Annotated in this window: 16 protein-coding genes; 5 read left to right on the top strand and 11 right to left on the bottom strand. The window is 63.6% G+C overall.

The genetic code is table 11. The annotated features are described in order from the left end of the window. Nucleotides 1-163: 163 nt before the first annotated feature. Entirely contained in the window at nt 164-454 is a 291-nt protein-coding gene (locus tag NKI16_RS20785; RefSeq protein ID WP_352456962.1) for a hypothetical protein, read from the top strand. A 52-nt stretch (nt 455-506) separates the two neighbouring features. Here NKI16_RS20785 and NKI16_RS20790 read toward each other — a convergent pair whose 3' ends face one another. Further along, nucleotides 507-800 carry a hypothetical protein gene (locus NKI16_RS20790; RefSeq protein WP_352541050.1) on the bottom strand — a complete coding sequence of 98 codons (294 nt, stop codon included), beginning with the start codon at nt 798-800 and terminating at the stop codon, nt 507-509. A 214-nt stretch (nt 801-1014) separates the two neighbouring features. Here NKI16_RS20790 and arr point away from each other — a divergent pair, with 214 nt between their 5' ends. After that, on the top strand, nt 1015-1431 hold the full coding sequence (gene arr / locus NKI16_RS20795; RefSeq protein ID WP_502897611.1) for an NAD(+)--rifampin ADP-ribosyltransferase: 417 nt from the start codon (nt 1015-1017) through the stop codon (nt 1429-1431). A 126-nt stretch (nt 1432-1557) separates the two neighbouring features. Here the strand turns inward: arr and NKI16_RS20800 are convergent, their stop codons facing one another. The 3 genes from NKI16_RS20800 to NKI16_RS20810 form a co-directional block, all read right to left on the bottom strand. After that, complete coding sequence (locus NKI16_RS20800; protein WP_352684361.1) at nt 1558-2295, bottom strand: class I SAM-dependent DNA methyltransferase; 738 nt, start codon at nt 2293-2295, stop codon at nt 1558-1560. 76 nt (nt 2296-2371) lie between these two features. Beyond that, complete coding sequence (locus NKI16_RS20805) at nt 2372-3682, bottom strand: hemolysin family protein (protein ID WP_352623125.1); 1311 nt, start codon at nt 3680-3682, stop codon at nt 2372-2374. A 59-nt stretch (nt 3683-3741) separates the two neighbouring features. Beyond that, nucleotides 3742-4683 (bottom strand): LysR family transcriptional regulator, encoded by a 942-nt coding sequence (locus NKI16_RS20810; protein ID WP_352623126.1) that lies wholly within the window; start codon nt 4681-4683, stop codon nt 3742-3744. A 127-nt stretch (nt 4684-4810) separates the two neighbouring features. On the opposite strand from NKI16_RS20810, the gene NKI16_RS20815 reads away from it, so the two are divergent. After that, entirely contained in the window at nt 4811-5830 is a 1020-nt protein-coding gene (locus tag NKI16_RS20815; RefSeq protein WP_352586836.1) for a zinc-dependent alcohol dehydrogenase family protein, read from the top strand. A gap of 45 nt (nt 5831-5875) precedes the next feature. Here NKI16_RS20815 and NKI16_RS20820 read toward each other — a convergent pair whose 3' ends face one another. From NKI16_RS20820 to NKI16_RS20835, 4 genes are all read right to left on the bottom strand, one after another. Beyond that, entirely contained in the window at nt 5876-6583 is a 708-nt protein-coding gene (locus NKI16_RS20820; RefSeq protein ID WP_352586838.1) for an LssY C-terminal domain-containing protein, read from the bottom strand. Nucleotides 6584-6649: 66 nt separating this feature from the next. Then, the gene (locus tag NKI16_RS20825) at nt 6650-7504 is read right to left on the bottom strand and encodes an extensin-like domain-containing protein (protein ID WP_023678356.1); all 855 of its coding nucleotides are present in this window, start codon (nt 7502-7504) and stop codon (nt 6650-6652) included. Between the two features lie 112 nt (nt 7505-7616). Continuing rightward, nucleotides 7617-8162 carry an extensin-like domain-containing protein gene (locus NKI16_RS34075; protein ID WP_023678355.1) on the bottom strand — a complete coding sequence of 182 codons (546 nt, stop codon included), beginning with the start codon at nt 8160-8162 and terminating at the stop codon, nt 7617-7619. A 427-nt stretch (nt 8163-8589) separates the two neighbouring features. Beyond that, complete coding sequence (locus NKI16_RS20835; RefSeq protein ID WP_023678354.1) at nt 8590-9015, bottom strand: DUF3775 domain-containing protein; 426 nt, start codon at nt 9013-9015, stop codon at nt 8590-8592. Between the two features lie 235 nt (nt 9016-9250). Here NKI16_RS20835 and NKI16_RS20840 point away from each other — a divergent pair, with 235 nt between their 5' ends. Then, the gene (locus tag NKI16_RS20840) at nt 9251-9808 is read left to right on the top strand and encodes a tetratricopeptide repeat protein (RefSeq protein ID WP_023678353.1); all 558 of its coding nucleotides are present in this window, start codon (nt 9251-9253) and stop codon (nt 9806-9808) included. A 327-nt stretch (nt 9809-10135) separates the two neighbouring features. Then, the gene (gene greA, locus NKI16_RS20845) at nt 10136-10609 is read left to right on the top strand and encodes a transcription elongation factor GreA (RefSeq protein WP_023719113.1); all 474 of its coding nucleotides are present in this window, start codon (nt 10136-10138) and stop codon (nt 10607-10609) included. A 207-nt stretch (nt 10610-10816) separates the two neighbouring features. Here greA and waaC read toward each other — a convergent pair whose 3' ends face one another. Genes waaC through rfaD form a run of 3 tightly spaced genes read right to left on the bottom strand, consistent with a single transcriptional unit; the run spans nt 10817 to nt 13727 of the window. Beyond that, nucleotides 10817-11800 carry a lipopolysaccharide heptosyltransferase I gene (gene waaC, locus NKI16_RS20850; protein ID WP_352623127.1) on the bottom strand — a complete coding sequence of 328 codons (984 nt, stop codon included), beginning with the start codon at nt 11798-11800 and terminating at the stop codon, nt 10817-10819. Beyond that, nucleotides 11797-12804 (bottom strand): lipopolysaccharide heptosyltransferase II, encoded by a 1008-nt coding sequence (gene waaF / locus NKI16_RS20855; protein ID WP_023678352.1) that lies wholly within the window; start codon nt 12802-12804, stop codon nt 11797-11799. The genes waaC and waaF overlap by 4 nt, the downstream gene beginning before the upstream one ends. Further along, nucleotides 12777-13727 carry an ADP-glyceromanno-heptose 6-epimerase gene (gene rfaD / locus NKI16_RS20860; protein WP_023678351.1) on the bottom strand — a complete coding sequence of 317 codons (951 nt, stop codon included), beginning with the start codon at nt 13725-13727 and terminating at the stop codon, nt 12777-12779. The genes waaF and rfaD overlap by 28 nt, the downstream gene beginning before the upstream one ends. Nucleotides 13728-13751 lie beyond the last annotated feature (24 nt).

Consider the following 13751-nt stretch of genomic DNA (forward strand, 5'->3'; position numbering starts at 1 on the left):
AGCGGCGCGAGAAGTGCCATCGGCCCGAGTCAACAGGATCGAGGAGGAGAGATCATCTCGATTGCGATTGCGAGCATCTGCTGCCCAGCCGGACCGCGCCAGCCCCGAGTTCCGGAACAAGGGTGCGATTTTGCCGTTGAGCCAGAAACTGGAAGCGACCCGCATGTCCGAATTGCCGAATGAAGAGATCGAAGGGCGGCTGAACGCCCAGCGCGAGACTCTGGCGCTGGTCGTTGCGCTGCTTGCCAGCAAGGATACGGCACCCGAGCGAATATGGGCCGAACTGGAGGCCCGTTTTCAGTTTCAGAACAGTCAGGAGGACCCTGGCGTCCTGCCAAGCCGCGCATTCGCCATCGAAGCTGCGAAGATGCGGGAGTTCAAGCTGATCGCCGAAGAGGCGCAGGCGCGCAATGCGGAATGGAACCGCAGGGACAAGCCACAGGGCGCCAGCTGAAACCCCGGAGAGTGGATGCAGGACCGGCTATTTTACAATGACTGAGCAAGCGTCAGCTTTGCTGCAAAAGTGTACGTGCCAACTCTTGCCATTCCTCGTCAAGCGTTAAGGTCGACGGCGCCGCGTTGCTGCGGCGATACCAATATTCCGCATTCGACTGGTCGCCTTCCTTGCGGTGGAGATAGGCATGCACGTGCATGCCCGCCGTATCGTCGCGCTGCTGCGCGCACTCGTGCGCCTTAGCCCAATCGCCCTTTGCATCCCACCACAGCGCCTGCAGGGCAGGGCTCAAGCCGGCTGGCGGCTGTGGTTTCGCAATCGATTCCCTGAAGGCTTGCAGATCCATTTTCCACCTTAGCGACGGTGCAGGCGCCGATAATAACCGCGCCGCCAGCCGACCGCTAGCGCGCATCGGGCGGTATGACCGGAATGGGTGTCGGGAGCGCTGAGCGCAGACGTCCGATAACCGCGTGGCCGGAGGCTTGATTCGATGACGTGCATGAAATAGTGCGCGCCACGACACCATGATGCCTGAGACAACGAGGATGAGTAGCGAGCCGATGACAGCCACCGACGACCCGCGCCAATTCTACCACGGCACCCGGGCCGACCTTAAACCGGGAGACCTGATCGAAGCCGGTTACAGCTCCAATTACGGGGCGCGAAAGCAGGCAGCCTGGGTCTATCTAACCGGCACTCTGGATGCGGCTATCTGGGGTGCAGAACTGGCCGCCGGTGACGGACGCGAAAGGATCTACATCGTGGAACCAACCGGCCCGATCATGGACGACCCCAATCTTACGGACAAGAAATTTCCCGGCAATCCGACGCAGTCCTATCGCTGCCGCGAGCCCCTCAGGATCACGGACGAGGTCACCGAGTGGCAGGGCCACTCCCCCGGGCGGCTGAAAGAGATGAAGGACCATCTCGAACGGCTGAAGGCACAAGGCATCGAGGCAATCGCGATTGATCGCTGAGTCCTGCGATTGCCAAGCTTGGCTCTGACCTACGGTCGGCGGCAGTCCCCGCGAAATACGGCTCCACGTCCGCAATGGGTCCGCGAGTTGTCGTTGCTTGCAGGGCTGGAGAGCGGATGCTCCTTTTCATCTCGTCGCGAACGTGATGATCTCTGGGCTCGAAGGGCCAAGTGGGCTGCCGTCAAAGCCGCCGAATTGCTGTTCGATCCGTAGCCCCGCGTTCCCCAGCAGGCTCGATAAGGCGTCCGTCTCGAGGAATCGCAAGGTGCTGCGACTAACTTGCGGAAGGCTCGGATGCTTTCCGCCGAACCTGTGGGTGAATGTCACCGTCTGTCCATCGAACGGCATGATCACCTCTGTTGTGATCTGCACCAGCGACCCGTCAGGCAGCTCAACGACGACCGCATTTTCGGGTGTCCAGTGCTCCCACGCCCGCACCGAAGGGTTCCGCGTTTCGAACGCGAAGCATCCGCCTGGCACAAGGGCGTGTCGGACAGCCGCCATGAAATCCCTCAGGTCTTCGTCGCTGACAAGGGCCTGGAATGCGTGCCCCGTCATCACAATGAGATCAAACTCGGCTGTCCAGCCGGCCGATTGGAGATCGCCGAGAACCCATTCGATATCCGCGCGCGTTCGTGCGCGATTCAACACGCCGGGTGCTGGGTCGATGCCGCAGAGCCGCCCTGAATGTCCGGCCAGGCGTGCCTCGTGAAGGAGGGTGCCCGTTCCACATCCGACATCAAGCACCGCGTCTGCTGTTAGAATGCGGGGCAGGTAGAAATCATAGTCGTCGCGCGCAGATCTCGGGTGCCAGGCATCGTAGACGGCAGCGAGATATGGGTCGGCGAAAAGGTGGTCGACCATAGGCGGTATTCCCAATCAACTTTGACTGTGCGAGCGGTGTCGCCGCGAGCATATAGCCCATAAGTCGCGTCGATCGTTACCGCACGACCTCGCGGTGGCGGCCGGGCAGGCGGGTGGCGATGAGCTTGTCGATGCGGCGGCCGTCGAGGTCGACGACCTCGAAGCGCCAGCCTTGCGCGTCGACACATTCGCCGGTCGCCGGCAGATGGTGCAAATGCGACAGCACATAGCCGGCGACGGTTTCGTAGTCGCGGCTCTCAGGCAGGTCGATGCCGAGGACCTCTGCCATCTCGTCGGCCTGCATGTAGCCGGCGAGCAGCCATGAGCCGTCCTCGCGCTTGACGGCGTTTTCCTCGTCGCCGGCGTCGAGATCCGAACGGAAGACGCCGGTGATCGCTTCCAGTATGTCGGCCGGGGTGACGATGCCTTCGAAATGGCCGTATTCGTCATGCACCAGCGCCATCGGGACGTCGGATTCCTTCAGCGTCGCAAGCACGTCCAGCGCGTCGGCCTGGTCATGCACGATTGGCGCGGCGCGCACGTGCCGGCGCGGGTCGAGAGCGCGGCCGCCGAGCATTGCGGCCAGCACGTCGCGGGTCTGGACGACGCCGATCATGGCGTCGACGCCGCCGTCGCCGGCCGGCAGGCGCGAATGCTGGGTGTCCATCAGCAGCTTCCTGATGGCCGCCTCGTCGGATTGCAGATTGATCCAGTCGACCTCGGTGCGCGGCGTCATCACCGCGCGCACGGCACGGTCGCCGAGCCGCATGACGCCGGCGATCATCCGCCGTTCGTCGGATTCGATGGTGCCGTGGTGCTCGGCTTCGGCGACCAGCATCTTGATCTCCTCGTCGGTGACCTTATCCTCGCTCTGGCCGCGCTGGCCAAGCAGCCACAGGAGGGCGCGGCCGGAAAAATCGAGCAGGAAGACCAGCGGCGCCGAGACGCTGGCGAGGATGGTCATTGCCGGGGCGACCCTGACGGCTACCCGTTCGGGGTCGCGCAATGCGATCTGCTTGGGCACCAGTTCGCCGATGATCAGCGAGCCATAGGTGATGAGGGCGACGACGATGCCGACGCCGAGCGGATCGGCGAGGCTTTCGCGGATGCCGGCCGACGCCAGGGAGGTGGCCAGCCGCTCGCCGAGCGTGGCGCCGGAAAAGGCACCGGACAAGACGCCGACCAAAGTGATGCCGATCTGCACCGAGGACAGGAATTTTCCCGGATTGGCGCCGAGCGCCAGGGCCCGGCCGGCGCCCTTGACGTTGCGGTCGATCATCGTCTTGAGGCGCGCCGGCCGCGACGAGACGATGGCGAGCTCGGACATCGACAGAAGGCCGTTCACGCAGATGAGGACGACCACGATGGCAATTTCAGCATAAAGCATGCCGGGTCCATAGCATTGCCGCGCGGTTTTCGAAAATAGGACGGTCGCGCTTTTTAAATTTAGCGAGCCCGGCAATCAGGCGGCACCCATGCCGCATCCCAGGGCGGCGCGGCAAAATGCTCGATCAGGGCGTCGATGACGACGCGCACCTTTGGCGCGAGATTGCGTGTTACCGGCCAGATGGCATGCACCACGGTGTTTTCGACAAGACAGTCCGACAGAACCATTTCGAGCTCGCCGCGCCTGATGCGGTCGGCCGTCAGCCATGTCGGCAGATAGACGATGCCGCAGCCGGCCAGTACCGCATCGAGCATCGGTTCGCCATGGCCGAGCACCAGCCGCGCCTTGGGCGCGAATTTTTCGAGACGGCCGTCGACATGCCTGACGGTCCAGGGATGGACCGTGCCGTCGCGGCCGTAGCCGATGAGGCTGTGCCTGGCCAGGTCCTCGATCGATAGCGGCCTGCCATGGGCGTCGAGATAGGCGGGGGCGGCGCAGATGGCCGAACTTTGGGCATAGATGCGGCGCGCGGCGATCGACAAGCTGTCGTCGAGGTCGCCCATACGCACCGCCAGGTCGATGCCTTCCTCGATCAGGTCGACGCGCCGGTCGTTGAACGAGATTTCCATCGTCAGGTCCGGGAATTTTTTGGAAATGTCGAACAGCAGCGGGGCGACGCACCGCCGGCCGAAGGCCAAAGGCAGGTCGACGCGCAGCCGCCCGGAAGGCACCTGCTTGCGGGAAGCCAACAGCGACCGGGCGGCTTCGATCTCGGCCAGTGCCCTGACGCAGGCTTCGTAATAGCTCAGGCCCTCGCTGGTCGGGCTGAGGCTGCGGGTGGTGCGGTTGAGCAGGCGGACGCCCAATCGCTGTTCCAGCTGCGCGATCGACTTGCCGACCGCCGATTTGGTGACATGCAGCCGTGCGCCAGCGCCGGTGAAGCTGCCGGCCTCCACCGCGTGAACGAATGCGACGATGCCTTGCAAATTGGCCGATTCCAATGAAGCGCTCCTATTGTAGAGTTTTGCTCCTTAATCTGTTGCAGAACATGCCACATGGAAGCACTTTTCTCCATAGTGAAACGGCGTAAATGTCTCGCGCAATCATCAACCACGGAGCGCGAACCGAATGAGCACCGAAAACAGATCCTGGCAGATGAACGGTTTCGGCCTGTCCAGGTTGAAGCCGGCTGATGGAAAGCTGCCCCAACCCGGGCCGCATGATCTTCTGGTACGCGTCACAGCGGTATCGCTGAATTACAAGGACAGGATGATCGTCGATGGCGTGCTGATACCGGACCTCAGCTTTCCGTTCGTGCCGACATCGGACGCGGTAGGCGAAGTAGTCGCCACCGGCAGCGAAGTCAGCCGCTTCGGCATCGGGCAGCGCGTGCTCGGCCAGGTGATCGCCGACTGGCCGGACGGCGACGCCCCGCCGGTGCTGCACAAGCATACGCTTGGTTCGTCACTGCCCGGCATGCTGTCCGAGCATGTGCTTTTTCATGAGGATGCCGCCGTGGCGGCGCCGCCGTCGCTCAGCGACGTCGAGGCATCGACGCTGCCGATCGCGGCGCTGACGGCGTGGTTCGCGCTGGTCGAGGCGGCCAAGCCGATCCCGGGGGAAACCGTTCTCATCCAGGGCACCGGCGGCGTGTCGCTGTTTGCGCTGCAATTTGCCGCCGCCTTCGGCCTGCGCGCCATCGTCACCTCGAGCAGCGACGAGAAGGTCGAGCGGGCGAAGGCGCTCGGCGCCTGGAAGGCGATCAATTATCGCAGCCAGCCGGCATGGGACGAGGCTGCGCGCGAACTGACAAACGGGGCCGGCGTCAGGCATGTGCTGGAAATGGTCGGCGGCGACAATGCGCGGCGCTCGCTCAATGCGCTGGGCGCCGACGGCAGGCTGTCGCTCATCGGCCTTCTCGGCAGCATGGAGCTCAGTTTCCCGATCATTCCGTTCCTGCGCAACCGGATCGTCGTCCAGGGCATATCGATCGGCCACCGCCGCGCTTTCGAGCGAATGAACCAGGCGATCGAGACGCTCGCGATCAAGCCGGTGATCGACAAGGTGTTTGGCTTCGACGAGGTGCCGCAGGCATTCGAGCGTCTGGAGACGGGACCGTTCGGCAAGATCGTGATCACCGTGCCCTGAGCCCGTCGGGACGAAATGGGTCAGACGGGAAGGCCGATCGCGCGCCTACGGCAGTTGCAGCAGGACGCCGATGATGGCCTTGCCGTCGGTGAAATAGGGATCGCCTTCGCCGTTGCGCCCGGTCTTCGTGGCGCCGACGCCTGGTATCTCGCTGGTCGAGATCAGCATGCCGGCGGCGGAGAGGTCGCGCATCAGCCCATCGCGCTCGGCGTCGATGTCGGGGCCGATGTGATGAGTGATCGCGCCGGTGTCATGGCTGAGGCCGACGCCGCGGTCGAAGCTTGCCGAGCCGAGCCAGAGCGGCCGGCCGTCGTCTCCGGTCGCATCGGTCTGCCAGAAGCGGACATGGTGGCGCCGGTCGGCGCTGTCACCGACCGGCTTTTCGAAGGCGAGGTCCTGGGCGCGGCCTTCGAACAGCAGCCGGCTGACCGGCGCGTCGGGATAGGGGCGGTCAAACAGCACGCTTTCGCCGATTTCGATGGCCGTCTTCAGCGTGATGGCGTCTGCCGTATCCCAGCCGGCGACGGCAAAAGCATGGACAAGCTCCTTCTTGGTGCCGACAAGGCCGACATTGATCGGATCGCCCGGAATGCCTTGCGGCGTGTGCGTCACCATCTCGAATTGCTGATTGCGAAAATTGCGGTCCCGCAACGTCCAGAACTCAGGCGCGGCGAAATAGGCGAGCGAAAGATAGGCGGCACAGCATGCCACCAGCCAGGTCGTTGCACGTCGTCGCAGGCTTCGTTGGCTCAAGAGGCACCACCCAAGCGTCTGCGCACCATCTTAACCGGCGCAGCAAGTCTTGGGCAGGGGCTGCAATCAGCGGCAGGCGCGATAGCCGTTCTTGCGGTTCTTGATGTCGAAATGGAAATGGTTGCGGTGATCGTAATTGTAGCCGGGGCCGAGCACGGTGGTGAAATACTGGCAGCCGTCGGCGCGGACATTGTTGAGGAAGCCGCGGGTGCGGAAGGCGAACAGGCCGGGCTTGCGGACGTCGATATCGTCGCCATTGTTGAGTTCGATGCTCATCACGTCGAGCGCATTGCCCTTGCCGTGTTCCGACAAAACACCTTCGCCGGCAATCCTGCGGCAGGAATAGCTCGAGCCCTGGTGGATGGTCTTGACGCCTGAGAAATAGCGCCAGCGGGCCGACGGCACGAGTTCGTTCCTGGTCCAGCCGGCAAAGGTGGCGGCCATGTCGCAGGTCAGCGTCGCGGCCGGCTTCATCTCGACACTGCCGATGGCCGAGACCTTGACCGGATAGTCGATCCCGCACTGGCCTTCATGGATCGGCGCAACGTCGGTGTAGACGACGCCGAGGCGTTTCAATTCCTTGCGGCAATCGATCTCTGTGGCCGGCATCTGTTCGGCCGGCGACATCGGGTTGTCCAGGCGCGGATAGGCGGCCGTCATAAAGGGATTGGACGGGACGAGGCGCTGCATACCCGAATATTGCGGCCCGGAATCTTGCGCGCCGGAATATTGCGGGTCGGAATTGGGCGGGACGGCAGCGGTCTGGCTGCCGACATCGACGGCCGGCTGCAGCGACAGCACGCTGCCGGTATTGCAGGCCGAGACCGCCGCAATGGCAAGCAGGGCGGCAAGCCTGCCGGCTATGCGCGCGCATTCTGTGTGCCGCACAGCGGCAAGCGCAGCGCGAAATAGCCCGGCCATCGGAAGGGTTCCTGTCCCCAGATGGCACAGACTCTAAACCTGAAGAGTAAAGGAAAAATCAGCGGCGCCGTTCACGCCTGCGGCCAAATTGCGGCGCCCCCATAGGCTAAGGTCACTGGCAAAACGTACCACCGTTGCGGCGCGGTTCGAGGTCGAAGTGGAGATGCTGCGAATGATCGGCGTCGCTGCCGGGGCCAAGCACGGTCTTGAACGGTCCGCAGGCTGCCTTGCGCACTGCGTTCAGGAATTTCGCGTCCTTTTCCGGCGGCGCCGGGCCGACATCGATCTCCTTCCCGTCCGAAAGCTTGAAGCTGGCGATGTCGAGCGCGTTGCCGAAGGCGTGCTCCGACAATTTGCCGCCGCCATTGCGCGACCGGCAGACAAAGGCGGAGGCCTGGCCGATCGATTTAATATCCGCGCCGAACTCGGCCTTTGCGGCAGGCTGGATGACGGACGCAGCAAAGCGGGCGGCCGCTTCCGCCATCTGGCAATTCAGCTCGGGCTCCGGGCCGATGGCGATGGATTTGCCGAGCGTCTTCAGCGCGATCGGGTAGGGGATCGAGCAACCGACTGACGTATCATGCTCTGGCTTGCGCTCCTCGAAATCGACGCCCATCGACTTCAGCCGCCTGCGGCAGGCCAATTCCTCGGCCGGCATTTCTCTCCCGGCAATGGCGGCCGATCGAGGATCAGGAAGGATTTTTTGCTCCGCCTTCTCGTCTGCCTCGGCCGGGTTTGGTGGCGCGCCTGGTGGGCCTGCCGGCGGCTCAGCCCGTGCCGGCTTTTCGGGCGGCTGCGGTGCAATCGCCGGCGGCTCCGGAGCATCCTCCGGGCGCGGTTCGGGGACCGGGATCTCGGTTGGTGGCGGCGGAGTGACTTGCTGGTTGAGCTGCGGAACTGGTGCAGTTTGCGGTAGGTCGGGTGCCTTGGCTAAAACGGGTCCCGCCAGCGGCGTAGCCGCAACGGCCAGCAGCAATCTGCCCAATCTGAAAAAGCCAAACGCCGCCATTACGTCGCAACGGCCAGAATGCAGGGAAGTTGCCTTGAGCGAGGGGGGCGGCCGATCACAATCGGTAACCGCGCCGTCACGCGCCGATCGCTTCCAAGCCTTCCTCGAGCCAGTCCGCCAGCAGCGGCATGCCGAGCAGATATTTTGCCGTGCGCTTGTTGGCGCGCTCGCGGGCGGCGGACAGCGCGTCCGTCCATTCCGTCGCGTCATAGTCGCCGCGGCCGACCCAGGCCAACGCAATCAGTTCGGCCGCTTCGTCGACATTGAGATCGTCGATCAGCTCGCGCAGTTCTTCTTCGGTGAGATCTTCGGAGCTTTCCTCGGCAAGGCCGTCATGATGGTGGTTGTCGTGCGCGTTGCCGTCGAGCTCTACCTCGTGCTCGGCGCCGTCGGCATAGTCTTCGTTGACGGCGGCGCTGAGCGCCTTCGCCTTCAGGATGAACAGGCGCACGGTGTCGGGACCGATCGAAAGCTCCCAGTCTCGTTCAACGCGTTGCTGCACCGGCCGTCTCCCTGCTTCGTGCTCGGTCGGCCCGATGATAGCGGATTTGCAGCGCTCGTCACATTATCTTGCGCGGCGGCGTTGATCGTGAAGCATGATTTCCGATGCCCTCTCTTCCCGGATAAGATGGCCTTGCTGGGAGAGATCGCGGTTTTGAGATAGGATGACATTTTCCGGGACGAAACGGCGTTGGGCCGGCGTTAGTGTTGCATTGTCAGGTTCAAAGGAGAATTCGATGCGCAGACGATTGCTGATTTACGCCATGGCCATCGCCGCCCTGCCGCTGATTGCGGCTCCGGCGTTTTCGGCTGGTGAAGGCGGGGGAGGTGGCGGTGGCGGTGGCGGCGGCAATGGCGGCGGCCAGTCCCAGTGCAAGAAGGGGGAGGCGTGGGACAAGAAACAGAAGAAATGCGTCTCCCCGAAGCAAGGCATGCTGGACGACGACAGCATCTACGATGCCGGTCGCGCGCTGGCGATGGATGGACGCTACGACGAGGCGATCGCCGTGCTCAGCCTCGCCGCCAACAAGCAGGATCCGCGCATCCTCAACTATCTCGGCTATTCGCACCGCCATTCCGGCCGCGTCACCGTCGGCCTCGGCTATTACGAGGAAGCGCTGCGCATCGACCCGAACTACACGCTGGTGCGCGAATATCTCGGCGAGGCGCACTTGCAGATCGGCGATCTTGCGGGCGCCCAGGAACAGCTTCGCGAGATCGAGAAGCGCACGGGCAAGGGGTCTCGCGAATACGGCATGCTGTCGGAGCAGATCGATCATTTCATGAGGAGCTGATCCTCCGGAACGCTCCTCATAACCGGCTGTGAGCGATCGCAGCCGGTTTTTTGCTGTGCTGCACATGTTGGCCACAACCGAGATTTGGCATCACGGTACACGATACGATCTTGGAAACCCCGCTTGACGTGGGGTCAGCCGTGCAATCGGTGGATGATTTTTCAAAAACCGACTTTTTGGACGTGAAAAACCCGCGAAGATTGCTATATCTTGCGAAATTGTGGTGAGACGGTTCCGTTAGCCCGAGGCTGCCGGACCGTTTTCTTTTTGTACCATCGACAAGGTCGCTCCCGATTGCGGGGGCGGCGGCAGGAAAGGTCAGGCATTATGAACAAGGTCCCGATGACAGGCGAGGGGTTCGCGTCATTGAAGGAAGAACTGCGCTGGCGCCAGCAACAGGAGCGGCCGCGTATCATCGAGGCGATTTCCGAAGCGCGCTCGCATGGCGACCTATCCGAAAATGCCGAATATCACGCGGCAAAAGAGGCACAGAGCCTCAATGAGGGCCGGGTCAACGAACTCGAGGACCTGATCGCGCGGGCCGAGGTGATCGACGTCACCAAGCTCAGCGGCGACAAGGTCAAGTTCGGCGCCACCGTGGTGCTGGTCGACGAGGATACCGAGGAGAAAAAGACCTACCAGATCGTCGGTGACCAGGAAGCCGACGTGAAGTCCGGCCGCATCTCGATCTCCTCGCCGATCGCGCGCGCCCTGATCGGCAAGGAAGTCGGCGACGCCATTGAGGTCAATGCGCCAGGCGGCGCCAGGGGCTACGAGATCGTCCAGGTGCAGTTCATCTAGGGGATTGGCGCTGCTCTGCCTTCTCCCCTTGTGGGAGAAGGTGGCCTCGCGAAGCGAGGTCGGATGAGGGGTGTTCCAGCTTGGCTCCCTCCGCACTCCGTCCAACACCCCTCATCCGTCTTGGCGCTGCGCGCCAATCCACCTTCTCCCACAAGGGGAGAAGGGAAGGGGCAACGCTGACCTTTCCGATTGAATTGATTGAGCAAATCAGCGGCCACCGGCCTGACCAAGCGTCTGGCGCTCCACAAGCCTTTCGGCTTCCGCCATCACCTCCGGCGGCGTGACGCTGTGGCCGGGCCTGGCTAGCAGCGTCGATGAGAATGGCCCGCGCGGACCGGTCAGGCCAGGCTCGGTAGCGAGGAATATCGCCACCGTCGGCAGGCCGAAAGCGCTGGCGAGATGGGTCAGGCCGGTGTCGGCGCCGATGACCAGCGCCGAGCCGCCGATGACGGCGGCGATCTCGGCTAGCGGCGACCTGGGAACCACCACGGTTTGCGAAATGGCGCGGGCGATCGCCTCGGCAACCGCCTGTTCCCGGTCGTTCGACCAGGTGGTGACCGGCGTCATTCCCATGTTCACCAGCAGGCGGGCGGTTTCGATCCAGTCCGCGACCGGCCATTTCTTGTCCTCGCGGCTGGTGCCGTGCAGCAGGAAGGCGGTCTTTTCACCGGCAAAAGTCGATCTTCCGGCTGGCGGCGCGATACCCGATTCAAGCCCGGAAAAATCCGGCTCGTAGCCGAGCGCCAGCCCGAACAGGCGTTTCGTGCGCTCGATGGCATGCAGGCCGCGCGGCACGGCATAGCGATGGCCATGAAACAGGCTTGCCGAAGGCTCGCGGGCGCTCGACCGATCGAACCCGGCGACCGGGGCTGCCGCCAGCCGCGCCACCAGCGCCGATTTCAGCAAGCCTTGTGCATCGAGGACGAGGTCGTAGCGGCAATCGCGCAAGGCGCGGCGCAAGCCGACCACTTCCCGCCATGTGCCGGGCTCGAGCAGCTTCCTGCGCCAGCGCCGGATCGCCACGCTGTGGATGGTTTGGATGGCTGGATGCAGCGCCACGATGCCGGCAAATGCCTCTTCGACACACCAGTCGAAGGAGATATCCGGCCGAGCGCGGCGCGCGTCCTCGATCGCCGGGAAGGTGTGGATGACGTCGCCCATGGACGATGTCTTGACGATCAGCACTTTCATGCGGCGGCCGGCATTTCCAGCAGCCGCTCCGCCGCCGCCACGACGCGTTCGACCTCCAGCGTGTTCAGGCAGTTGAGATGACCGAGCGGGCAGATTTTTTTGTGGCAGGGCGAACAGGACAGGCCGAGCCAGAGCAGTTCGCGGCGCTCGGCGAGCGGCGGCGTGTTCTGCGGCGAGGTCGAGCCGTAAACGGCGACTACCGGCGTGCCGACGGCGGCGGCGACATGCATCAGCCCGCTGTCGTTGGAGACGGCGAGCCTCGCCGCCGCGATCAGGTCGATGGCATCCTCGAGCCGCGTCTGGCCGGCAAGATCGACGGCGCCCGGAGCCAGCGCGGCGATTTCAGCCGTCACCCCAGCGTCGTTCTTCGACCCGAACAGCGCGACGCCAAACCCTTTCGCCATCATCTCACGGGCAAGGCCGGCATAGTGTTCGCTCGGCCAGCGCTTGGCCGGGCCGAATTCTGCGCCGGGCATGACTGCCACGAATTTCCCCGCTGTCAGCCCGAAACGGCTGAGCAGTGCCGCCTGGCTGGCTTGATCGACGGCGAGCTTCGGCGCCTGGAAGGCGCCACCACGGGCAAGGCTGAAATAGGCCTGCGCGGTGCGCCGTTTCAGGCGATCGGGCAAGGGCACGATGTCGGTCAGTAGCCCGTAGCGCATTTCCTTGAGATGGCCGACACGGCGCGGAATGCCGGCAAAGAACGGGATCAGCGCCGACTTCCAGCTTCCCGGCAGGACAAAGGCCATGTCGTAGCGGCCGCGCAGCAGGCGGCCGAAGCGCCTTCGGGTGCGGAATTCGAACGTGCCGGATTGCAGCGGCAGGTCGATCTGCTGGCGGATTTCGGGCATGCGCTTGACCAGCGGTGCTGCCCACGCCGGCGCCAGCACGTCGATGGCGGCGTTCGGATGAAGCTCCCTCAGCGCCTGGAACAGGCACTGCGCCATCACCATGTCGCCCACCCAGCGTGGGCCGATCACGAGGATCGTTGGGCTTTCAGCCATTCGACATAGTCTCTGACGCCGGTTTCCACTGTGCGGAACTGGCCATTGTAACCGGCTGCGCGCAAGCGGGACATATCAGCTTGCGTAAAGCTCTGGTAGCTGCCCTTGAGGTGGTCGGGAAACTCGATGAACTCGATCTGGCCTTGGCCGAGCGTATCGATCACCGTTTCGGCAATGGCGCGGAACGGCTGAGCCTTGCCTGTGCCGCAGTTGAAGATGCCGCTCGAGCCGCGTTTCCACAGCCACAGATTGACGTCGGCGACATCGCCGACATGGATGAAGTCGCGGCTCTGCTCGCCGGGCCCGAAACCACCATAGGCGCCGAACAGCTTCGGGTTCTGCCCTTGCTCGACCTGGTTGAACAGATGGAAGGCGACAGAGGCCATGGCGCCCTTATGCGCCTCGCGCGGTCCGTAGACGTTGAAATAACGCAGGCCCGCCACCGGCGAATGGTCGGTATCGAACACGGTACGGCGGACATAGTCGTCGAACAGCTTTTTCGAATAGGCATAGACGTTGAGCGGGCGTTCGTATTGCGGCTCCTCGCGGAACTCGGCGCCGCCGCCATAGACGGAAGCGGAGGAGGCATAGAGAAACGGCACGCGCAGGGCCAGGCAGGCGTGCAGCAGGCGCTTCGAATAGGTGTAGTTGACCTCCATCATGAACTTGCCGTTCCATTCGGTGGTGGTCGAGCAGGCACCCTGGTGGAAAACCGCCTCGATGCGGCCGAGGTCGCCGGCCTCCATCCGCGCCAGAAAATCGTCCTTGTCGAGATAATCGGCGATCTCGAGATCGGCGAGGTTGGCGATCTTGTGGCCGTCGGTGAGGTCGTCGACGACGAGGATGTCGCTGAAACCGTCGGCGTTGAGCGCGGCGACGATGTTGGAACCGATCATGCCGGCGCCGCCCGTGACGATGATCATGAAAGCCTCTGGTACCTTGTGCCG

The organism is Mesorhizobium sp. M0698, assembly GCF_040320455.1.
In the GTDB taxonomy this organism is placed as follows: Bacteria; Pseudomonadota; Alphaproteobacteria; order Rhizobiales; family Rhizobiaceae; genus Mesorhizobium.

Bases quoted from the DNA above. Each gene is read 5' to 3' on its own strand.
- NKI16_RS20840 (WP_023678353.1), top strand. From the start codon at position 9,251: ATGCGCAGACGATTGCTGATTTACGCCATGGCCATCGCCGCCCTGCCG.
- waaF (WP_023678352.1), bottom strand. From the start codon at position 12,804: ATGGCTGAAAGCCCAACGATCCTCGTGATCGGCCCACGCTGGGTGGGC.
- NKI16_RS34075 (WP_023678355.1), bottom strand. From the start codon at position 8,162: ATGCCGGCCGAGGAATTGGCCTGCCGCAGGCGGCTGAAGTCGATGGGC.
- arr (WP_502897611.1), top strand. From the start codon at position 1,015: ATGACAGCCACCGACGACCCGCGCCAATTCTACCACGGCACCCGGGCC.
- NKI16_RS20805 (WP_352623125.1), bottom strand. From the start codon at position 3,682: ATGCTTTATGCTGAAATTGCCATCGTGGTCGTCCTCATCTGCGTGAAC.
- greA (WP_023719113.1), top strand. From the start codon at position 10,136: ATGAACAAGGTCCCGATGACAGGCGAGGGGTTCGCGTCATTGAAGGAA.
- NKI16_RS20790 (WP_352541050.1), bottom strand. From the start codon at position 800: ATGGATCTGCAAGCCTTCAGGGAATCGATTGCGAAACCACAGCCGCCA.
- NKI16_RS20825 (WP_023678356.1), bottom strand. From the start codon at position 7,504: ATGGCCGGGCTATTTCGCGCTGCGCTTGCCGCTGTGCGGCACACAGAA.
- rfaD (WP_023678351.1), bottom strand. From the start codon at position 13,727: ATGATCATCGTCACGGGCGGCGCCGGCATGATCGGTTCCAACATCGTC.
- waaC (WP_352623127.1), bottom strand. From the start codon at position 11,800: ATGAAAGTGCTGATCGTCAAGACATCGTCCATGGGCGACGTCATCCAC.
- NKI16_RS20785 (WP_352456962.1), top strand. From the start codon at position 164: ATGTCCGAATTGCCGAATGAAGAGATCGAAGGGCGGCTGAACGCCCAG.
- NKI16_RS20815 (WP_352586836.1), top strand. From the start codon at position 4,811: ATGAGCACCGAAAACAGATCCTGGCAGATGAACGGTTTCGGCCTGTCC.
- NKI16_RS20800 (WP_352684361.1), bottom strand. From the start codon at position 2,295: ATGGTCGACCACCTTTTCGCCGACCCATATCTCGCTGCCGTCTACGAT.